General features: G+C 71.1%; 18 protein-coding genes. 15 read left to right on the top strand and 3 right to left on the bottom strand.

What is annotated here, in order from left to right:
* The first annotated feature begins 1 nt into the window (after position 1).
* From EAD89_RS20165 to EAD89_RS20140, 6 genes are all read left to right on the top strand, one after another.
* Positions 2 to 778 carry a (Fe-S)-binding protein gene (locus tag EAD89_RS20165; RefSeq protein WP_121676818.1) on the top strand — a complete coding sequence of 259 codons (777 nt, stop codon included), beginning with the start codon at positions 2 to 4 and terminating at the stop codon, positions 776 to 778.
* Entirely contained in the window at positions 775 to 2,229 is a 1,455-nt protein-coding gene (locus EAD89_RS20160) for a lactate utilization protein B (RefSeq protein WP_121676817.1), read from the top strand. Before EAD89_RS20165 ends, EAD89_RS20160 begins: the two co-directional genes overlap by 4 nt.
* A complete protein-coding gene (locus tag EAD89_RS20155) occupies positions 2,226 to 2,828 on the top strand; it encodes an LUD domain-containing protein (RefSeq protein WP_121676816.1) in 603 nt (200 codons plus the stop codon). Before EAD89_RS20160 ends, EAD89_RS20155 begins: the two co-directional genes overlap by 4 nt.
* Positions 2,829 to 3,036: 208 nt before the next feature.
* Positions 3,037 to 3,855, top strand: coding sequence for a basic amino acid ABC transporter substrate-binding protein (locus EAD89_RS20150; protein ID WP_121676815.1), 819 nt, complete (start codon positions 3,037 to 3,039; stop codon positions 3,853 to 3,855).
* Positions 3,856 to 3,934: 79 nt separating this feature from the next.
* Positions 3,935 to 4,729, top strand: coding sequence for an amino acid ABC transporter permease (locus tag EAD89_RS20145; RefSeq protein ID WP_121676814.1), 795 nt, complete (start codon positions 3,935 to 3,937; stop codon positions 4,727 to 4,729).
* Between the two features lie 5 nt (positions 4,730 to 4,734).
* Complete coding sequence (locus tag EAD89_RS20140) at positions 4,735 to 5,574, top strand: amino acid ABC transporter ATP-binding protein (protein ID WP_121676831.1); 840 nt, start codon at positions 4,735 to 4,737, stop codon at positions 5,572 to 5,574.
* Between the two features lie 14 nt (positions 5,575 to 5,588).
* On the opposite strand, the gene EAD89_RS20135 is transcribed toward EAD89_RS20140, so the two are convergent.
* Complete coding sequence (locus EAD89_RS20135) at positions 5,589 to 6,737, bottom strand: D-alanyl-D-alanine carboxypeptidase family protein (protein WP_368666373.1); 1,149 nt, start codon at positions 6,735 to 6,737, stop codon at positions 5,589 to 5,591.
* A 389-nt stretch (positions 6,738 to 7,126) separates the two neighbouring features.
* Here EAD89_RS20135 and EAD89_RS20130 point away from each other — a divergent pair, with 389 nt between their 5' ends.
* Complete coding sequence (locus EAD89_RS20130; RefSeq protein WP_233578849.1) at positions 7,127 to 8,335, top strand: PP2C family protein-serine/threonine phosphatase; 1,209 nt, start codon at positions 7,127 to 7,129, stop codon at positions 8,333 to 8,335.
* Positions 8,336 to 8,462: 127 nt separating this feature from the next.
* Positions 8,463 to 9,404, top strand: coding sequence for a sensor histidine kinase (locus EAD89_RS20125; RefSeq protein WP_121676813.1), 942 nt, complete (start codon positions 8,463 to 8,465; stop codon positions 9,402 to 9,404).
* 20 nt (positions 9,405 to 9,424) lie between these two features.
* Here EAD89_RS20125 and EAD89_RS20120 read toward each other — a convergent pair whose 3' ends face one another.
* Positions 9,425 to 10,387, bottom strand: coding sequence for an AraC family transcriptional regulator (locus EAD89_RS20120; RefSeq protein ID WP_121676812.1), 963 nt, complete (start codon positions 10,385 to 10,387; stop codon positions 9,425 to 9,427).
* Between the two features lie 235 nt (positions 10,388 to 10,622).
* Between EAD89_RS20120 and EAD89_RS20115 the strand changes: the two genes are divergently transcribed.
* The 4 genes from EAD89_RS20115 (at position 10,623) to EAD89_RS20100 (ending at position 15,773) form a co-directional block, all read left to right on the top strand.
* Positions 10,623 to 12,158, top strand: a complete 1,536-nt coding sequence (locus EAD89_RS20115) for an NAD(P)/FAD-dependent oxidoreductase (protein WP_121676811.1) — start codon at positions 10,623 to 10,625, stop codon at positions 12,156 to 12,158.
* Positions 12,159 to 12,347: 189 nt separating this feature from the next.
* A complete protein-coding gene (locus tag EAD89_RS20110) occupies positions 12,348 to 13,544 on the top strand; it encodes a low temperature requirement protein A (RefSeq protein ID WP_158609849.1) in 1,197 nt (398 codons plus the stop codon).
* Between the two features lie 208 nt (positions 13,545 to 13,752).
* Entirely contained in the window at positions 13,753 to 14,700 is a 948-nt protein-coding gene (locus EAD89_RS20105) for an acetyltransferase (protein ID WP_233578847.1), read from the top strand.
* A gap of 56 nt (positions 14,701 to 14,756) precedes the next feature.
* On the top strand, positions 14,757 to 15,773 hold the full coding sequence (locus tag EAD89_RS20100) for a carboxylesterase (RefSeq protein WP_121676809.1): 1,017 nt from the start codon (positions 14,757 to 14,759) through the stop codon (positions 15,771 to 15,773).
* 79 nt (positions 15,774 to 15,852) lie between these two features.
* On the opposite strand, the gene EAD89_RS20095 is transcribed toward EAD89_RS20100, so the two are convergent.
* On the bottom strand, positions 15,853 to 16,956 hold the full coding sequence (locus EAD89_RS20095; protein ID WP_121676808.1) for an aldo/keto reductase: 1,104 nt from the start codon (positions 16,954 to 16,956) through the stop codon (positions 15,853 to 15,855).
* Between the two features lie 141 nt (positions 16,957 to 17,097).
* On the opposite strand from EAD89_RS20095, the gene EAD89_RS20090 reads away from it, so the two are divergent.
* From EAD89_RS20090 to EAD89_RS20085, 3 genes are all read left to right on the top strand, one after another.
* Entirely contained in the window at positions 17,098 to 17,703 is a 606-nt protein-coding gene (locus EAD89_RS20090) for a TetR/AcrR family transcriptional regulator (protein WP_121657012.1), read from the top strand.
* A gap of 60 nt (positions 17,704 to 17,763) precedes the next feature.
* Positions 17,764 to 17,943 carry a hypothetical protein gene (locus EAD89_RS30275; RefSeq protein WP_147458840.1) on the top strand — a complete coding sequence of 60 codons (180 nt, stop codon included), beginning with the start codon at positions 17,764 to 17,766 and terminating at the stop codon, positions 17,941 to 17,943.
* 208 nt (positions 17,944 to 18,151) lie between these two features.
* Complete coding sequence (locus tag EAD89_RS20085; RefSeq protein ID WP_121676807.1) at positions 18,152 to 19,765, top strand: ABC-F family ATP-binding cassette domain-containing protein; 1,614 nt, start codon at positions 18,152 to 18,154, stop codon at positions 19,763 to 19,765.
* The last annotated feature ends 52 nt before the right edge of the window (positions 19,766 to 19,817 follow it).

Below are 19,817 nucleotides of genomic sequence, written 5' to 3'. Positions count from 1 at the left end.
TATGCGAATAGCCCTGTTCGTCACCTGTCTGGCCGACACCCTGTTCCCCGAGGCGGCCAAGGCCACGGTGCGGCTGCTGGAACGGCTCGGTCACGAGGTCGTCTTTCCGCAGGACCAGACCTGCTGCGGGCAGATGCACATCAACACCGGTTATCCGGATGACGCGCTGCGGCTGGTCCGCCGGCACGTGCGGACCTTCGCGCCGTACGACGTGGTGGTGGCACCGTCCGGCTCGTGCGTCGGCTCCGTGCGGCACCAGCACGCGACGGTGGCCCGGGGGGCCGGCGACGAGCGCCTGGCCAGCCGGGCCGAGGAGGTCGCCCGACGCACGTACGAGCTGTCGGAGCTGCTCGTCGACGTGCTCGGGGTGACCGACGTGGGCGCCTTCTATCCGCACCGCGTGACGTACCACCCGACCTGCCATTCGCTGCGGATGATCCGGGTGGGGGACAAGCCGCTGCGGCTGCTGCGCCAGGTGCGCGGCCTGGACCTGGTGGAGCTGCCGCAGGCCGAGCAGTGCTGCGGCTTCGGCGGCACGTTCGCCGTGAAGAACGCGGACACCTCGACGGCGATGCTGGCCGACAAGATGCGCCACGTGCTGTCCACCCGAGCCGACGTCTGCACCGCCGGGGACACCTCCTGCCTGATGCACATCGGCGGCGGGTTGTCCCGGCTCCGCGCCGGCGTACGGACCGTGCACCTCGCGGAGATCCTGGCCAGCACCGAGCCCGCCGGACACCCGGCCGAGCCGGCGCAGCGGGACGGGGTGACGGCATGACCGAAACCTTCCTCGGCATGCCGGCCACCGCGCCGCGCGGTGTCGGGCACCTGCGCGGCGACGAGTCCTTCCCGGTCGCGGCCCGGCGCAGCCTCGCCGACGCGCAACTGCGCCGCAACCTCGGCCACGCCACCGCCACGATCCGTACGAAGTCCGCAGCCGTGATCGGCGAGGTTCCCGACTGGCAGGAGCTGCGCGAGGCCGGCCGGGCCATCAAGACCGACGTGATGGCCCGCCTGCCCGAGCTGCTGGAACAGCTGGAGGCCACGGTCACCGCCGCGGGCGGCACCGTGCACTGGGCCGCCGACGCCGTCGAGGCCAACCGGATCGTCACCGACCTGGTCCGGGCCACCGGCAGCGACCGGGTCATGAAGGTCAAGTCGATGGCCACCCAGGAGATCGGCCTCAACGAGGCGCTGGAGGCGGCCGGCATCGAACCGGTGGAGACCGACCTCGCCGAGCTGATCGTCCAGCTGGGACGGGACAAGCCCAGCCACATCCTGGTCCCCGCGATCCACCGCAACCGGGCGGAGATCCGCGAGATCTTCCTGCGCGAGATGCCCGGCGTCGACCCGGCGCTGACCGACGAGCCGGCGATCCTGGCCGCGGCGGCCCGGCGTCACCTGCGCCGCACGTTCCTCAGCACCCGGGTCGCCGTCTCCGGTGCGAACTTCGCGGTGGCCGAGACCGGCACCCTCGCGGTGGTCGAGTCCGAGGGCAACGGCCGGATGTGCCTCACCCTGCCGGACACCCTGATCACCGTCATGGGCATCGAGAAGCTCATCCCCACCTGGGCCGACCTCGAGGTGTTCCTGCAACTGCTGCCGCGCGCCTCCACCGGGGAGCGGATGAACCCGTACACCTCCATGTGGACCGGTGTCACGCCGGGCGACGGGCCGCAGGACTTCCACCTCGTGCTGCTGGACAACGGTCGCAGCGCGGTCCTCGCCGACGAGGTCGGCCGTCAGGCGCTGCACTGCATCCGCTGCTCGGCCTGCCTCAACGTCTGTCCCGTCTACGAGCGCACCGGCGGGCACGCGTACGGCTCGGTCTACCCCGGGCCGATCGGCGCCGTGCTCTCGCCGCAGCTGACCGGCGTGGAGGACAACGCCTCCCTGCCCTTCGCCTCCTCACTCTGCGGCGCCTGCTTCGACGCCTGCCCGGTGATGATCGACATCCCGTCGATCCTGGTGCACCTGCGCGCGCAGCACGTGGCGGCGTACCGGAGCGAACATCGCGTGCCGAGCCCCGAGGCGATCACGATGGCCGCCGCCGCGTACACCATGGACCACCTGCCGCTGTACGAGGCCGCGCAGCGCGCCTCGCGGGTCACCCGCTTCGCCGGCCGGCGAGGTGGCGGGCTTCCTCCGCCGCTGTCCGGCTGGACCCTCGGCCGCGACCTGCCGCAGCCGCCGCCGCAGACCTTCCGCGAATGGTGGGCGCAACGATGACCTCCCGCGAGTTGATCCTCGGCCGCCTCCGCGCCGCTCTCGGCGCTTCCCCGACCACCCCTGGCGAGGTGACACGGGACTACCGGCCGGCCGGCGGCGCCGTGGACCTCGACGTCCTGGTGCACCGGCTCACCGACTACCGGGCCACCGTGCACCGGTGTTCCGACGGCGAGGTGGCCCGGGTCGTCGACGCGATCCTCGGCGGTCGACGTGTCGTGGTCCCGCCGGGCCTGCCACGGCGGTGGCTGCCCGACACGGTCGAGGTGCTGACCGACGACGATCTCCCGACGGACCGGGTCGACGCGGCCGACGGGGTGGTCACCGCGGCGGCGGTGGCCGTCGCCGAGACCGGGACGGTCATCCTCGACGCGGGCCCGGCCCAGGGGAGACGGGTCATCTCCCTCCTGCCCGATGTCCATGTCTGCGTGCTGCGTACCGATCAGGTCGTCGCCGGGGTGCCGGACGCCCTCGCGCGCCTCGGCCCGGACCGCCCGCTCACCTGGATCAGCGGCCCGTCCGCCACCAGCGACATCGAACTCAACCGGGTCGAGGGCGTCCACGGCCCCCGCAACCTGCACGTGGTGATCGTCCCCGCCTGAACGGTCACGGTGGGCGGGGGATCCGGCGGCGACGTCCCGTTACGGCCCGGCTGTCGGGTGTACCGACCGTGACCGGTGCCGCACTCCTCACAACGACTCGACGTGATCTAGGTACGGCTTGTCCGATCAGGTAGCGTCGCCTGTCACAGTCTTCGCATTAACCCTGGCTGCCCGCCCGCACGGGGAGCCGAACCGGAGGGACACAGCCGTGAGGTTTCACAGCGCAGCCCGCAAGGCCGGCCTCGTCGCGGCGATCGCCGCCCTGTCGCTGAGCGCGGGATGCGCCAAGAAGGACGAGGGCGAGACCCAGGCGAGCGGGGTCAAGCTGGTCCAGGCGGGCAAGCTGACCGTCTGCACCCACCTGCCGTACCCGCCGTTCCAGTCGAAGGACGCCAGCGGCAAGGTGGTCGGATTCGACGTCGACCTGATGGACCTGGTCGCCAAGGACCTGGGCGTCGAGCAGACGATCGTCGACACCCCGTTCGAGGGCATCAAGTCCGGCCAGGACCTGAACACGGGCAAGTGCGACGCCGCCGCCGCCGGTATGACGATCACCGAGGAACGGCAGAAGGTCATGAACTTCTCCGATCCCTACTTCGACGCCACGCAGGCGATGCTGGTCAAGACCGGCAAGCCCTACAAGTCGCTCGACGACCTCAAGGGCAAGAAGCTCGGCGTCCAGGCGGCGACCACGGGCCGTGACTACGCCCGGAAGTTCGAGAAGGAGAAGAGCCTCCAGCTCGTCGAGTTCGAGGACCTCGCCGCCCTGCAGCAGGCCGTCTCCAACGGCCAGGTGGAGGCCGCCATCAACGACCTCCCGGTCTGGACCGAGTACCTCCAGGAGAACCCGGGCGGCTTCGTGGTCGCGGCCGAGTTCGACACCGGTGAGCAGTACGGGTTCTCGGTGAAGAAGGACAGCAACCCGGAGTTGCTCAAGAAGGTCAACGAGGCGCTGGCCAAGGCCAAGCAGGACGGCACGTACGACACGATCTACGAGAAGTGGATCGGCAAGCGTCCGAGCGCGTGATCGACGCTCAGAGTCGGAGGGCGCGCGTCTCGCGCGCCCTCCGCGTAGGCAATCTCGGGGAACACAAGGAGCGACGAACGTGAAGCTGCGACGCCGTCAGCGAGAGCGGCTGTCCCTCTGGCTCCAGTACCTGGCCTTCATCGCCGTCATCGCCGTGGCGATCTACGCCGCGGACTGGGGCAGGCTGCGGGAGGCGTTCTTCCGCGTCGACATCATCGAGTCGATGTTCCCGACGATCATCACCGTCGCGCTGCGCAACACGATCCTCTACACGCTGGGCGCCTTCGCCTTCGGCCTCGTGTTCGGCACGATCCTCGCGCTGATGCGACTGTCCCGGGTGGCTCCGTACCGCTGGGTGGCGACGGCGTACATCGAGCTGTTCCGGGGTCTGCCCGCCCTGCTGGTGCTCTTCCTCGTCGGGTACGGCATTCCCATCGCCTTTCCGGAGCGGGAAATTCCGGGTGGTGTGTTCGGTTCGATCGCGATCGGTCTGGGGTTGACCGCCGCGGCGTACATGGCCGAGACCATCCGGGCCGGCATCCAGGCCGTGCCGAAGGGGCAGATGGAGGCGGCGCGCACCCTCGGCATGTCGCACTTCACCGCGATGCGCACCATCGTCATCCCGCAGGCGTTCCGGATCGTGATCCCGCCGTTGACGAACGAACTCATCCTGCTCACCAAGGACTCGTCGCTCGCCTACGTGCTCGGCGTGACGGCGCAGACCATCGAGGTCACCAAGTTCGGGCGGGACACGCTGAACGACCGCGTGAACGCCACCCCGCTGCTGGTGGCCGGCCTCGCCTACCTGGCCATCACCCTGCCCCTGTCCCAGGTGGTACGACGCCTCGAACTCCGCTACGCCAAGGCCCGGTGATCCGCATGACGACTACCCAACCCCGGCCCGCCGTCGAGATCCGCGATCTGCACAAGTCGTTCGGGCCGCTGGAAGTGCTCAAGGGCATCGACTTCGAGGTCGGCCACGGCGAGGTGGTCTGCGTCATCGGGCCGTCCGGTTCCGGCAAGTCGACGTTGCTGCGCTGCGTCAACCTGCTGGAGGAGCCGACCGCCGGCAAGATCTGGGTCGACGGTGTCGAGGTGACCGACCCGGACGTCGAGATCGATTCCGTACGCCGCGGCATCGGCATGGTCTTCCAGTCGTTCAACCTCTTCCCGCACCTGACCGTGCTCGACAACCTCACCATCGCCCAGCGTCGGGTGCTGCGCCGTGGCCGTGCCGAGGCCGAGCGGATCGCGCGGGACAACCTCGAGCGGGTCGGCCTGACCGACAAGGCCGGCGCGTTCCCGGCGCAACTCTCCGGTGGGCAGCAGCAGCGCGCGGCGATCGCCCGATCGCTGTCGATGGAGCCCAAGCTGATGCTCTTCGACGAGCCGACCTCCGCCCTCGACCCGGAACTGGTCGGCGACGTGCTCACCGTCATGCGCAAGCTGGCCGAGGACGGCATGACGATGATGGTGGTCACCCACGAGATGGCGTTCGCCCGGGACGTCGCCGACCGGGTCGTGTTCATGGACGGCGGGGTGGTGGTCGAGCAGGGGCCGCCGCGAGAGGTGCTGGGCGCGCCGCAGCACGAACGCACCCGCTCGTTCCTCTCCCGGGTCCTCGACCCGACCCATGTCGCGCAGCTCGGTCAGCCGGACCAGGCCCCGGAACCTCCGGAGCCGCCGCAGTTGCCGGCCGACGACCGCCACAACGTGTGACCGCGACCCGCTCGCTACTGCCCGCCGGCATCCTGTCGTGCGGCTCTGCGTCGCCACGGCGCGGCCAGGACCAGGACGGCCAGCAGGACGGCGGCGCCGAGACCCAGCCCGGTGTGCACCGGGATTGACGACCTGCCCGCCGGGACAGGGCGTTCGCCCTTGACGGGGACGACGGGGCTGTCGTGCTTCTTCTCGTCGGGTGTCACCAGGCGGCCGACCGAGGCGTCGCGGGGCAGGGCGAAGCCCCAGTTGAGCAGCGCCGCAGCCTCTCCCAGGCTCCCCAGCGGCGCGGTCTCCGCTCCGAGCAGGGTCACCGCGAGCCGCCGACCGTCGCGTTCGGCCACACCGACGTACGTCTGCCGTGCCAGGTCGGTGAAGCCCGTCTTCCCCCCGAGTGTCCCGGGATAGTGGCCCAGCAGCGTGTTGTCGTGGGTGATGACGAATGCCGGATTTCCGGGCTGTGCCGGTATCTGCGCCGCCCTCGTGGCCACGTACCGCCGGAAATCCTCCCGGGCGAAGGTGGCCCGTGCGATCAGCGCGAGGTCGTACGCGCTCGTGTACTGGCCGGGGCCGTCCAGGCCCGACGGCGTCGCGGCGTGGGTCTGGTTCGCGTGCAGCCGACGAGCCTCGTCGTTCATCGCCTCGACGCCGCCCGGCCTGCCCGCACCACCGCCGCCGAGCCGGGCGAGCACGTTGGCCGCGTCGTTTCCCGACCTGAGCAACAGCCCCAGCCACAGGCTCTCGACGGAGTACCGGCCACCGGCGGTCACTCCCATCAGCGAACTGGCCGGGTCGAGATCGCGCAGATCCGACCTGGTCACCTCGACCATCTGGTTCGGATCCAGGCGGGGCATCAGGGCCGCCGCCAGCAGCAGTTTCTGGACGCTGGCCGGCGTTCGGCGCTCGTGGGGGCCGCACCCGCCGAGGACGTCGCCGCTGTTGAGATCCGCCACGAGCCAGGAGGTGGCGGTCAGCGCCGGGGCCGGCGGCGCGTGCGCGGGAATCGCCAGTCCTGCCGTGGCGAGCGCCTGCCCCCCGACCGCCCGGTCAGTGGGGTCGACGGGTGGCGGGGATGGTGTGGTGGGCGGCGGTGTGGACGGTTTCACGGCCGGGCACGCCACGTACGGCGCGGCGGAGGCCGGCATCGGTGGCGGAATCGTCACGGCCGGTAGGACCAGCGCGGCGCTGAGCGTGACGGCGGCAAACCGTGAGTCGGTCACGTCAACGAACGTAATCGTCATCACGGCCGGTGCCGGTCGGATTGGCGAAAGCCCGTTCACGGGACGGCGGACAGCCCGACATTGCGCCATCAGGGTCGGTCTTTCTGGCGAATGCCGGGTATTGGGTCGCCAACGAGCGATACACCTCCGGGGCACAAATATGCCTCAGAGGTATGTCGCTCAGCAGTGACCGCCCAGAAAGGGTGGTCAGGGCGCTGCCCATCCAGACGGCCCGCGTCGTGTCGGCGACGTTCGCTGCGGTTCGCCAGCGGGTGACGATGCGGACATCCTCATGAGCTGCTCCGGGGCTGCGACGAGTTAGGCTCCTGCACGTGATTGACGTGCAGGGGAGCGGGAGCGACGAGCGGCTGCGCCGTATCGAGGCGGTCACCGATGCCGCGCTGTCACAGCTTGACGTCAAGGACCTTCTGGAGGAGCTCCTCGACCGTGTCGGAGAGGTGCTGGGGGTCGACACCGCGGCGATCCTGCTGCTGGACCTGCACGCTCAGCAGTTGGTGGTCACCGCGACGAAGGGCCTGGGGGAGGTAGGCGCCCGCATCGCGGTCGGCCGCGGGTTCGCCGGCCGGATCGCCCAGGAGAAGCAGCCCGTCGTACTGGACGACGCCGCCGACGCCGACGACCCAGCTCTGATCGGCCGCGGCGTCCGCTCGTTGTTGGGTGTTCCCATGCTCGCCGGGGGCGAGCTGATCGGCGTCCTGCATGTCGGCTGCCTGCGGCCGCACCGATTCACCGACGACGACGTGCGGCTGCTGCAACTCGCCGCCGACCGGGCGAGCCTCGCCAGTCGGACGCAGGCCAGCGGCCTGGACCGCAGCGCCGCCCTCGCACTGCAACGCAGCCTGCTACCCACCCACCTGCCCGACGCGCCCGGTGTGGACATGGCGGCCCGCTACGTACCCGGTCACGACGCCGGCGTCGGCGGCGACTGGTACGACGTGTTCACCCTGCCCTCCGGTTGGCTGGGTGTCGTCATCGGCGACGTGTCCGGCCACGGCTTGCGTTCGGCGGTCGTCATGGGGCGTCTCCGCAGCGCACTGCGTGCCTACGCGCTGGTCTGCGACGACCCGGCCAGTGCGCTGACCCTGCTCGACCGGAAGATCCAACACTTCGAGACCGGCAACCTCGCCACGGTCCTCTACGCCATGATCTCCCCGGATCGCGCGACCATCCGGGTCTCCCTCGCCGGGCACCTGCAACCCGTCCTGGCCGCGCCAGGACACCCGGCCGACACGCTGAGCATTCCTGTTGATCTTCCACTGGGTATCGGTCCGCGTCAGCCGGTGCGTCGGTGCACCGAGGTCGCGTTCCCTTCCGACGCGGTGCTGATCTGCTACACCGACGGGCTCGTCGAACGCCGCGGCGAGATCATCGACATCGGCATCGATCGACTCCGCGAGGCGATCGAGCCAGGTCCCGCGGAGGAGGTCTGCGCCCGCGTCATGACCATGCTCGCCCGCGAGCAGGCCACCGACGACATCGCCCTGCTGGCCATCCACTCAGCCGGCGGACGTATCCAGTGAACGACTCTGACCGGCTGTTCCCGAGCTGTCGCCCGTACACTGCACCTGACCGGCGCCACGCAGGTCCCCGGCCTGATCCTGTCGGGGCCGACGAGGCGGTCGGATCACGCACCTCGGAGGCCACCGCTTGAGTATCTCCGTCGCCACCAGGATCGACAGCTTCGTGCATCCCGCTCTCTTCTACGCGGACCAGGAGGAATACCTGGCCGGCACGCTGCCGTTCATCCGGGCCGGTCTCGCCGCCGACGAGCCGGTCATGGTCGCCGTCCCGGGGGAGAGCCTCGACCACATCCGGGCCGCGCTCGGCGCCGACGCGGTCCGGGTGCAGCTGCACGACATGAGCGTGGCCGGGCGCAACCCCGGGCGGATCATTCCGGGCGTCCTGCTCGCCTTCGCCGCCGCGCACGCCGGCAAGCGGGTGCGCATCATCGGTGAACCGATCTGGGCCGGGCGTACCGCGACCGAATATCCCGCCTGTGCCCAGCACGAGGCACTGATCAACGCCGCGTTCGCCGGCCGGCAGGCCACCATCCTCTGCCCCTACCACACCGGTCACCTGGACCGACGCTGGCTCGACGACGCCCGCCGCACCCATCCCGTCGTGCAGATGGGTAGCGCGGTGCGGGTGAGCCCGCACTACGCGGACCCGATCGCGGTGGCCGCGGGGTTCAATCTGCCGCTGGAGGACCCGCCCGCCCAGGCGATCACCGTCGCCATCGACCTGCAAGCCCTCTCGGTCATCCGCCGGGTGGTGGCCGCCGAGGCCCTCGCGGCCGGCCTGTCCCCCGACCGGGTCTCCGACCTCACCCTGGCGGTCAGCGAACTGGCCGCGAACACGATCAAGCACACCGCCGCCGGCGGCACCCTCGCGATCTGGACCGACGACACCCGGCTGATCTGCCAACTCACCGATACCGGGCACATCGCCAATCCGCTCGCCGGCCGGCTCCCCGTGCCGCCGCAGCAGCCCGGCAGCCGAGGCCTCCTCCTGGTCAACCAACTCTGCGATCTCGTGCGCATCCACACCGTGCCCGGCGCCACCACGATCCGCCTGCACATGCACCGCTGACGTACGAGGGGCGGAGACCGTCAGCCCCGCAGGGTCGTCGACGGCGACTCGCCGAAGCGCACCCGGTAGTCGTTGGCGAAGCGGCCAAGATGGACGAACCCGTGTTGCACGGCGATGCCCGTCACGGACGTACCGGGACCGGCCGCGCGCAGCGCACGGTGGACCGCCTCGAGGCGGCATCCCCGCAGGTACGCCGTCGGCGTGGTCCGCAACTCGCGGCGGAAGCAGTCCTGCAGCGTTCGTACGCTGACCCGGAGCGCCTCCGCCACATCCCCGACGGTCAGTGCCTCGTCGTGGTGGTCCGCGATCAGGGCGCAGGCCCGGCGCACGAGACGCCCGGGGGACGCGTGGCGCGCCGGCTCGGCGAGCTGGTCGGTGTAGGTGTGCCGGTGGGCCAGCAACAACTTGCCGATGAGTCCCTGCTCGAACCGGGCGGCGACCTGAGGGTGGTCGAGCAGGGAAGCGTCCATCGGCTGCGAGAGTTCGTCGGCGAGGAAGTCCACACCGCGCGTCCACGCCTTCGCGGCGGCCGTGGTCATGGTCATGCCGATGTCGAACCGGACCGGGCCGTCCACCGGACGACCCAGCAGACGGCCGAGCTCCCGGTCGACGGTGCGCCGGTCGGCGTAGAAGATCCGGTGCGGCGAACCGGCGGACCAGTGCATGTCCGACGCCTCGTAGGGGGAGAGGACGGAGGCGACGTCGGGCGTCGAGGTCACGCTGTCGCCGGCGTGCCGGACCATCGTGCTGCCGTCGAGTGGAATCTGCACGAGGTAGAAGGTCTCCAGCGGGCCGGGTTGGATCCGCACCGCCTGGCCGTAGTCGAGGTCGATGACGCCCACGCCGTCCAGGCGGCGTGCCGCCATCCGCAGCCGAACGTCGCGGACTCCCGCCTGTGGTGTGAGCCGGTGCGGGCAGAAGACGCGACCCACCTCGGCACGCGCGTGCTCGACGTCGTCCGTCCGGACCGTCACAGCATCCATCCGACACCTCCCGCGGCGCCCTGTTGCGCTGACCCTAGGACGCGACCCGGCCGGGCCGTACAGGAAAGCCGCCGACCCGACAAGGAACAGCTCGGCTGCCGACTGCGCACAGCGGACACAGCCCGCGCGCAGCGGATAGCGGACCCTCCGCCGCCCCCGTTAGCGTGCTGACACCGTCGGCGCCCCTGCTGCCGTCGTACCTCGCCAGCGGGTCACACACTCACCGGAGGCTGCCATGAGGATTGCCGTCGTCGGCGCTGGATTCGCCGGCCTGAGCGCAGCGAAGGTGCTGCGGCAGAGTGGCTTCGACGTCACCGTGTTCGACAAGGCGCCCGACGTCGGCGGGGTCTGGAGCCGTACCCGTCGGTACCCCGGCCTTCGCACCCAGAACGACAAGGGCACCTACCACCTCTCCGACCTTCCGATGCCCGCGCACTACCCGCAGTGGCCGACGGGGGAGCAGGTCCAGCAGTACCTGGAGAGCTATGTGGAGATGTTCGGGCTCGGCGCCGTCCTGCGTCTCTCCACCGAGGTCGTCTCCGCGGCGCTTCTGGACGACGAGACCGGGTGGCTGCTCACGTCCCGCCCGGCGGGGGCGGACCCGGTGACCGTCGAGCGGTACGACCACCTCATCGTCGCCAACGGCATCTTCTCCGATCCGCTGGTCCCGTCCTTCGACGGCCGCGAGGACTTCACCGCCGCCGGGGGACGCGTCCTGGCGGCGGGCGACTTCCGTGACCTCGCGGAGGCCCGGGGAAAGAACGTCCTGGTCGTCGGCTACGGCAAGTCCTCCTGTGACGTGACGGTCCCGCTGAGCGATGTCGCCGCACAGACCCACCTGGTGGCCCGCGAGCTGCTCTGGAAGATGCCCCGGAAGCTCGGCGGCGCGCTCAACTACAAGTACCTCCTGCTCACCCGGATGGGTGAGGCGCTGTTCCGCTACCTCAGCCTCAAGGGCGTCGAGCGGTTCCTGCACGGTCCGGGAGACGGTCTGCGCCGTACGCTGCTCGACAGCGTCGGGTCGGTAGCGACCAGGCAGCTCAAGCTGCGCGAGTTGGGCCTCGTGCCGAACGGCACCTTCCAGGACATCGCCCGCAGCACCGTCAGCCTCGCGACCGAGGGCTTCTTCGAGCGTGTCGCCGACGGCCGCATCACCGTTCACCGGGACCAGACGATCAGGGAGCTTGTGGTCGACGGCGGTCGACCGGCCGCCCGCCTCGGCGACGGTACGGTGCTCGCCGCGGACCTGGTGATCTGTGGCACCGGCTTCCGGCAGCACGTTCCGTTCTTCGATGACGCGCTGCACGCCCGGCTCCAGGACGCCGCCGGCAACTTCATGCTCTACCGCCAGATCCTGCCGATCGACGTTCCGCACCTGACCTTCGCCGGCTACAACTCGTCGTTCTTCAGCCCGCTGAGCGCGGAGATGGCGGCGGTCTGGACCGCCGCCCACCTGCGCGGCGGGGTCACCCTGCCGCCCCCGGATCGGATGCGCGAGGAGGTTCGCGAGCGGGTGGCATGGATGGCGGCGCGGACCAACGGACGGCACGCCCGGGGTACGAACGTCATCCCGTTCTCGATGCACAACATCGACGAGGTGCTCGATGAGCTCGGGCTCAACCTCGGTCGGCTGACACGGGCCCGGCAGTGGTTGCTGCCCGTCGACCCGCGCTCCTACCGCAGGGTGACGCCCCGCATGATCCGGCGTACCGCCGGTGGCGGCGCGACGGAGCGCGTCGAACCGGCCGGGGCCCGTCCCGTGGCGCGGTGATCCGGCCGCCCGGATTCGGACGTGCGGAACCGGCCAAAGGGATAAAATACCTCATCATGGATGAGTTGGACTGCCGGCGAGGAGGCGCGGGGACGATGGAGCGAATCACCCAGCATCGCTGCCCGGCTTGGCGACCGGACGCCCCGGTGCCCGTGCCGGCGGCCTCGGCCGGTAGCTGAACCCTCCGTGGTGACGGGCGCAGCGGTTCGAGGGCTCGGCGACAGCAGGAGCCCGCCCCGGGCGACAGTCCTGGAGCTGCTCTTCGACATCGTCTATGTCTTCGCGCTCGCCCGCCTCGCCGGACGGGTCGCCGACGACCTGACCATCGTCCGGCACTCGCTGCTGTCGGAGGCGGGTCAGACCCTGCTGTTCTTCGCGGCGATGTGGATGATCTGGTCGCTCAACTCCCTGATGGCGAGCACCTACGACCCGCGTCGCACCGACATTCAGATCGTGCTGCTGGCGACGATGTTCGGCACGCTGGTCCTGGCGGTCACGCTGCCGCAGGCGTTCGGTCAGCGCGGTGTGATCTTCGCCTGCGCGTACGTCCTGATCCAGGTCGGCCGCCCGCTGTACCTGACGTGGGCCCTGCGGGGTCACCCGATGCGGGAGGTCTCGGTCCGGGTGCTGAGCTGGCACGCGGTGTCCGGCGTGCTGTGGATCGGCGGCGGCATCAGCGGAGGGCTGGGCCGCGGCGTCTTCTGGACCATCGCCCTCGTCATCGAGGTCATCGGGGCGGCCGCCAACTGGCCCGCCCTCGGGTTCGCCAGGGCACGCCGCGACGCCCTGTCCGAGGTCTCCTCCATGCACCTCGCCGAGCGGTACAACCAGTTCTTCATGATCGCGCTCGCCGAGGTGGTGCTCGAAGCCGGCCTCACCATCAGTTTCCCGGGCTTCTCGACCCTGCGGACCGTCACCCTTGTCGCCTCGTTCGTGGCGGTGGTGGCGTTCTGGCGGATCTACTTCTACCACGCGGGCCCGGATCGGGACACGACCGCCAGCTCGGCCGGCGAGGGGATGCAACTGTCCCGGTGGGCGAGCTTCAGCCTGCTGCTCATCGTCGGCGGCATCATCTGCCTCGCGGTCGGCTTCGGACAGATCATGGAAAATCCGGACCCGCCGATCGACTGGGCCCTGGTGGTCGTCGTCTTCGGCGGCCCGGTGCTGTTCCTGATCGGGCGGACCTATCTGGAGCAGTTGACCTCCACCGGGTCGCGCTGCCGGATACTGCTGCTCGGCGCGCTGGCGCTGACCGTGACAGCGCCGCCCATGGTGGTCCTTCCCCCGATCGCGGCGGTCGTCACCGCCAGTTCGATCCTGGCCGTGATCGCCATTCTCGACGGGCACGCCCATCGGCGTGAATCGGACACCAATCCGCAGCTGTAGCCGGCGCTCGGGCTGCCAGTGCCCGACTCCGGCTGACACGGCAACCCGAATGCGGCCTTGCGGGGCGGCGAGCACCTCAGCTAGGTTTTCGGGCACGCCGTCGAGCCGGGAGGAGGTCAGAACAATGTCCGATGTTCTGCGCCCCCTCCGCGCTCCGGCGTCCACGCGGATCTGACCCGGGGCGCTCGCTCTCCCGGAGGATCACCCTATGACCGACCTGGTCATCCGTCCGCTCGTCGCGGGCGAGGAACACCTGTTCGACTCCATGCCCGACCCGCTGCCCCAACTGCGCCAGGTCGGCTACGCCGACGGGATCGCCGGCGGCGGCTACCGACCTGAGAACACCTGGATCGCCCTGCGAGCCGGCCGGGTGGTCGGCAGGGCGGCCTGGCTCCTTCCGCCGGGTGCCGTCGGCGCACCCTGGTTGGAGCGGTTCGACCTGGACGCCGAGCCGGAGGTGGGCGCCACGCTGCTGCGCGCCGCCCACGAGGCACTGGGCGGTCCCGGGCTGTACTTCGCCGCCATGCCGGCCCACTGGCGGCGTCGGCCGGAGGTGCTTTCCGTGGTGGAGGCGCCGATGGCGGCGGCCCGGCTCGCCGGCCTGGTCGAGCGCGGGGAGCGGGTGAGGTGCTCCTGGACGGGCACGCCCCTGCCGGCCACGTCCGGACGGTACGCCTTCCGCCCGGCGGCCGACCCGGCGGAGATCAACGCACTGATCGCCCGGATCGTCGAGCCGGACGTGCTGACCGGCGTGGAGATAGCGCGGGCGGTCGGCGGCGTCGACCTGGCCACCGACCCGCTGGCCTGGCTGCGGGGTCCGGCGGGAGACTGGCGGATCGCGCTGGCCGACGGGGAACCGGTCGGTCTGGTCGGACCAGCGGGGGACGCCTGCTACCCGCTCATCGCGTACCTCGGTCTGCTCGACGAGGCCGTCCGGAGTGAGCTGCTGGTCGAGGCCGTCCGGGCGCTGGCAGCCGGCGGGGCCCGGGAGGTGATCGCGGACGTGGACGCCCACCGGGTGGCGGTGCTGGCGGAGTTGGAACGGACCGGGTTCCGACAGCTCCGGTCGCGGGTCGTCTTCGCGCCGGCAGTCGCCCAAGCGGCGCCACCAGGGCGTACGGCGTCCCCGGCGCCGCATCGATCGAATCGCCGGTGAGAGGATCTGGCGGTGCCGAAGATCGTTGCCAGCACCCACCACCAGGGCCGACGTCGATGGACCTGATCGGTGACCAGCAGAGCTTCCTCGACTACTGCCTGGCCCTCGTCGGAGCCGGGCTGACGCTGCTCGTGTCGGCGGTCGTCGGGCTCTACCTCTGGCCGCTACGCCGCCGTCAACCTCATCGGGCAGCCGGGCACCCGCTCGACTTCGCCGCCGCCACCCGCGTCGCCGAGACCATCATGGCGGCCGAGGCCGCGGATCCGCTCCTCCGGCCGGAGTCGCGCAGCCGGTTGCTGAGCCACGGCTCGCGTACCGACCGGGTCGTGCTGCTGCTGCACGGATACACCCACGCGCCGGAGCAGTACGACGAGCTGGCCGAGGAGTTCTTCGCCCGCGGCTACAACGTCTGGCTTCCGCGCGCCCCCCGGCACGGCACCGTCGACCGGCGGGCTCATCACCAGGTCGAGGCCGATGAGCTGACCGCGTACGCCGCCCGGGCGTTGACCGTCGCGGCGGGTCTCGGGGACGAGGTCGGCGTCGTGGGGATCTCCGGCGGGGCGGTCCTGGCCGCCTGGCTGGCCCAGGTCCGTGGCGACGTCGTGCGGCGCCTCCTGCTGCTGTCGCCGTTCTTCGGCCCGGACCCGCGGCAGGCGCCGGCGTTCGCCGTCAAGCCGCTCATCGTGCTGTACGGCCGCCGCATCCTGCCCGACCGCGTCACGTCGCGCGGTTACTCGCTGTCCGCGGTCACGCAGTACCTGGCGATCGCGCGCGGCCTCCCGGGTCCACCGCGCCGGAGCGGTCTGGTGACGGCGGCGGTCGCGATCAGCCCGCTCGACGGCGTGGTGGACCGTCGGGCGGCGGTGGCGGTGCCGGCGAGGATCGCCGAGGCGAACGGGATCACGCTCCGCGTCCACGAGCTGCCGGAGTCGTTGGGTCTCCGCCACGACGTGCTCGACCTCGCCGCGCTCGGCCCGGACGAATCCGACCTGCGCCGGCGGTACGTCGCGCTGTACGAGGGAGAGCCCGAGCCGACGTCCGGGCTCGCCGGCACGACCAGCGGAGGCGGCTAGCCGTCGGAGCACGGGGTGGCGGGGGCGTGCGTCCCCGCCACCACCCTGCTGTCCGAAGGCCCTGCCGCGTCGTGCTCCCTCAGCCGGTGGGCCGGGTGGCGCCGTTGAACACCGGCGGGGCGTATCCGGCCGGCTTGTCGCCGATGCCGAGGCCGGGGCTCACCACCCAGGACTGGTACTGCGGGGTGAACATCCCGTACGGCATCCCGAGCTGTGGTGCGCTGGCCTCGTCGAGCCGGCGACGGGCGTCCGCCGGGATCTCGAAGTCGAGCGCGCCGAGGTTGCTGTCCAACTGCTCGGGGTTGCTCGCCCCGATGACCACGGACGCGACCGCCGGCTGGGTGGCCACCCAGTTGATCGCGACCTGGGCCATGCTGCGGCCCAGGTCCGCGGCCACGCCCTCCAGCACCTCGATGACCCGCCAGTCCCTGGGGTTGATCTCCCGACCCGGGGCGTCGGGACTGGTCAACCGCCCGGTCCCGCTCATGCCCTCGCCGGTCCGCCGGTACTTGCCGCTGAGCAGGCCGCCGCCGATCGGGCTCCACGCGGTGAGGCCCATGCCGAGGGTCTGGGCCATCGACACGTACTCCGCCTCGATGTCGCGTGTGACCAGGGAGTACGGCAGCTGCACGGTGATCATCGGGGCCAGCCCGTGTGCCTCGGCGTAGCTCTGCGCCCGTGCCGCGTACCAGGCTGGTACGTCGGAGAGGCCGGCGTACCGGATCTTGCCGGCGCGTACCAGGTCGTCGAGGGTGTGCACGACCTCCTCGACCGGGGTGATCCGGTCCCAGGTGTGCAGCAGGTGCAGGTCGAGGTAGTCGGTGCCGAGCCGGCGCAGCGACGCCTCCACCGCCCGCACGATGTGCTTGCGCCCGTTGCCGCTGGCGTTCGGGTCGGTCGGGTCGGTGGTGTTGGTGGCCTTGCTGGTCAGCACGAGCCGATCCCGGGCACCGGCCCGGTCGATCAGTCGGCCGAGGATGCGTTCGCTCTCACCGGCGGTGTAGAAGTCCGCCGTGTCGATGAGGTTTCCGCCCGCCTCCAGGTAGCGGCGGAAGATCGGCTCCGCCTCCTCCTCGGTCCTGCCGTACGCGGCGTGGAACCCGTCGACGCCGAAGTTCATCGTGCCCAGCGCCAGTCGGCTCACCCGCAGACCGGACCGCCCGAGCAGGTAGTACTGGTTCATCGTTGCGCCCTCCCGATCGCTCGCCGGCCCGGAGCGGACCGCGTGTCCAGACCTTTGCTCGCCAAAAATGGACCTGCAAGTCCAAAAGCCGAGCTAGGGTCGGACTTCCAGGTCCGTACGAGGAACGGTGACGGAGGCCTCATGACACGCGCGCTGACCCGCAAGGGAGAGGCGACCCGAGCCCGGATCGTCGCCGGCGCCGCCGCCGAGATCCGTGAGCGCGGCGTCGACGAGACACGCCTCGAGGACGTGATGGCGCGCACCGGCACCAGCAAGGGCCAGCTGTTCCACTACTTCCCGGGGGGCAAGGAGGAGTTGCTGCTCGCCGTGGCCCAGCACGAGGCCGACCAGGTGCTCAGCGACCAGGAGCCGATGCTCAGCAACCTGACGTCCTGGCCGGCCTGGCTGGCGTGGCGCGACCGGCTGATCGAGCGCTACCTCGCCCAGGGCGTGACGTGCCCGCTCAACAGCCTGCTCGGCCAGGCGAGCCGGCGTGGTCCTGGCGCCCAGGCGGTGGTGACCGGGCTCATGCGGCGCTGGCAGAACGCGATCGCCGAGGGCATCCGGCACATGCAGTCGACCGGAGACATCGCACCCGAGGTGGACGCCGACCGCGCCGCCGCAGCGCTGCTGGCCGGCATCCAGGGTGGCGTGCTGCTGTTGCTCTCCACCGGACAGATCGATCATCTCGAGGCCGCCCTGGACCTGACCATCGACTCGCTCCGGGTGGGTGCCCGAACGGCCTGATCGTGTCAGGATCGGCCGATCCGGCCGTACCGGTCGCGGGTTGGAAAGGGGCGGTCGAGCATGTCGGTTGGAGTGATCGCGGCGTTGCTGGGCGGGTCGATCCTGCTCTTCGCGGTGCTGCTGCTGTCCATCATCGTCGTGCTCGGGCGTCGTGCGCGGGCCGGGCGGCTGGCCGGTCGATACACGTCGCGGCCGGGAAACTCGTCGGACAACAGCTCGTCGAGCATGGGCGGCGGATGACGCCGGGGCCGCCGACGGTGAGTTAATCTTTGACGCGAGTTGCCGGAGATCGGAGCAGGCGTGGCAGGTGACGACGACATCTCCGGGTGAGAACCCGGACTGGCCGCAGACGGGCGCGTGACCGCGCCGTCGCCGCGGCCCCTGTCGTCATGCCCTGCTCCCGCCGGGCCGCCCGTGTGCGCCCGGGTCTCCGTTTCCCGAGGTCCCCTTGTCTGTTCGACCCGCGCTGATCGCCCATGACCTGCTACGTATCCGAGGCGACCGTCGAGTGCTCGACGGTGTCTCCCTGACCGCCGCGCCCGGCCACCGGATCGGCCTGATCGGCGAGAACGGCACCGGCAAGACAACCCTGTTGCGGGTCCTCGCCGGCGTCGACGAACCCGACTCCGGCACCGTCGTCCGCCCACCGGATCTCGGCTTCCTGCACCAGGAGATGCCGTACGCCCCGTCCGCGACCGTCGCCGCGGTCCTCGACGACGCGCTGCGTGCGGCCAGAGCGGACCTGGCCGAGCTGGACCGGCTCGGCAACGCGCTGGCCGACTCTCCCGAGGACACGGAGCGGCACGCCCAGCTGCTGGCCGCGTACGGCGAGACCCTGGAGCGGGCGCAGGACCGCGACGCCTGGGACGCCGACCGGCGCGCGCTGACGGTGCTCGCCGGCCTCGGCCTCGCCGGGACGCCGCACGAGCGGAGGCTGGCCGAACTGTCCGGCGGGCAACGTGGACGCCTCGCGCTGGCCGCGATGCTGATCCGTCGACCGGCCGCGCTGCTGCTCGACGAACCCACCAACCACCTCGACGACGCCGCGGCGACGTTCGTCGAGGAGCAGCTCCGGGCGATGCCCGGAGTGGTCGTGGTGGCCAGTCACGACCGCGCGTTCCTGGACGCGGTGTGCACCGACGTCGTCGACCTGGACCCGGCGGTGCAGGGGCCGGTGCGCTACGGCGGCGGCTACACCGCGTACCTGGAGGCGAAGCGCGCCGAGGCCGATCGTTGGCGTCGGCGCTACGACGACGAGCAGGTGCAGCTCGCCGAGCTGCGCCGGGCCGCCGCCGTGACCGGGCATCAGGTCGCCCATGGCCGCGGCCCCCGCGACAGCGAGAAGATGGGGTACGGGCACACCGCCGGCCGGGTGCAGAACCAGATCTCCCGCCGGGTACGCGACGCCGCGCGCCGGTTGGAGGCGCTGGAGCGCCTTCAGGTCGCCGCGCCGCCGGAGCCGTTGCGCTTCCACGCACCCGTTCTCGCCATCGGAGCCGGCGACGACGCCATCGTCACGATGCGCCACGTGGAGGTCCCCGGCCGGCTACGGGTGGAGCAGCTCGAGGTCACGGCCAGCGACCGGCTGTTGGTGAGCGGGCCGAACGGTGCGGGCAAGTCCACTCTGCTCGCCGTCCTCGCCGGACACGTCAACGGCACCGGAGCGGTCTGGCGGCGGTCGGACCTGCGCGTCGGACTGCTGACCCAGGACACCGTTCTCGCTGATCCGCACCGGACCGCCCGGGAGACCTTCGCGACGGCCGTCGGTGCGGAGCGGGCCGAGACGGTGCCGCTGTCGTCGCTCGGGCTGCTCGCGCCCGCGGATCTCGACCGACCGGTTGGCGAGTTGTCGGTCGGCCAGCGCCGACGGCTGGCCCTCGCGGTGCTCGTCGCCGATCCGCCGGACCTGCTCCTGCTGGACGAGCCGACCAACCATCTCTCCCCGCGACTCTGCGACGAACTGGAGGACGCCCTGGCCACCGGTCCAGGCGCCATCATCATCGCCAGCCACGACCGCCGCCTCCGCTCAAGCTGGCCCAACCGCGAAATCACCCTCACGTAGCCCGCCCCCGCCCCGCCCCCCAACTCGTTGATCAAGAGGTTTGCGTCAGGAG

Source organism: Micromonospora sp. BL4 (assembly GCF_003667505.1).
Lineage (GTDB): Bacteria > Actinomycetota > Actinomycetes > Mycobacteriales > Micromonosporaceae > Micromonospora.
Note: the sequence above shows the minus strand (reverse complement) of the source record. Positions and strands in the feature narration are given on the sequence as shown.

What these genes read in the sequence shown, in the direction of transcription:
- EAD89_RS20120 (WP_121676812.1), bottom strand. Translation starts at nt 10,387, where the DNA reads ATGGATGCTGTGACGGTCCGGACGGACGACGTCGAGCACGCGCGTGCC.
- EAD89_RS20140 (WP_121676831.1), top strand. Translation starts at nt 4,735, where the DNA reads ATGACGACTACCCAACCCCGGCCCGCCGTCGAGATCCGCGATCTGCAC.
- EAD89_RS20100 (WP_121676809.1), top strand. Translation starts at nt 14,757, where the DNA reads ATGGACCTGATCGGTGACCAGCAGAGCTTCCTCGACTACTGCCTGGCC.
- EAD89_RS20155 (WP_121676816.1), top strand. Translation starts at nt 2,226, where the DNA reads ATGACCTCCCGCGAGTTGATCCTCGGCCGCCTCCGCGCCGCTCTCGGC.
- EAD89_RS20090 (WP_121657012.1), top strand. Translation starts at nt 17,098, where the DNA reads ATGACACGCGCGCTGACCCGCAAGGGAGAGGCGACCCGAGCCCGGATC.
- EAD89_RS30275 (WP_147458840.1), top strand. Translation starts at nt 17,764, where the DNA reads ATGTCGGTTGGAGTGATCGCGGCGTTGCTGGGCGGGTCGATCCTGCTC.
- EAD89_RS20105 (WP_233578847.1), top strand. Translation starts at nt 13,753, where the DNA reads ATGACCGACCTGGTCATCCGTCCGCTCGTCGCGGGCGAGGAACACCTG.
- EAD89_RS20115 (WP_121676811.1), top strand. Translation starts at nt 10,623, where the DNA reads ATGAGGATTGCCGTCGTCGGCGCTGGATTCGCCGGCCTGAGCGCAGCG.
- EAD89_RS20165 (WP_121676818.1), top strand. Translation starts at nt 2, where the DNA reads ATGCGAATAGCCCTGTTCGTCACCTGTCTGGCCGACACCCTGTTCCCC.
- EAD89_RS20160 (WP_121676817.1), top strand. Translation starts at nt 775, where the DNA reads ATGACCGAAACCTTCCTCGGCATGCCGGCCACCGCGCCGCGCGGTGTC.
- EAD89_RS20095 (WP_121676808.1), bottom strand. Translation starts at nt 16,956, where the DNA reads ATGAACCAGTACTACCTGCTCGGGCGGTCCGGTCTGCGGGTGAGCCGA.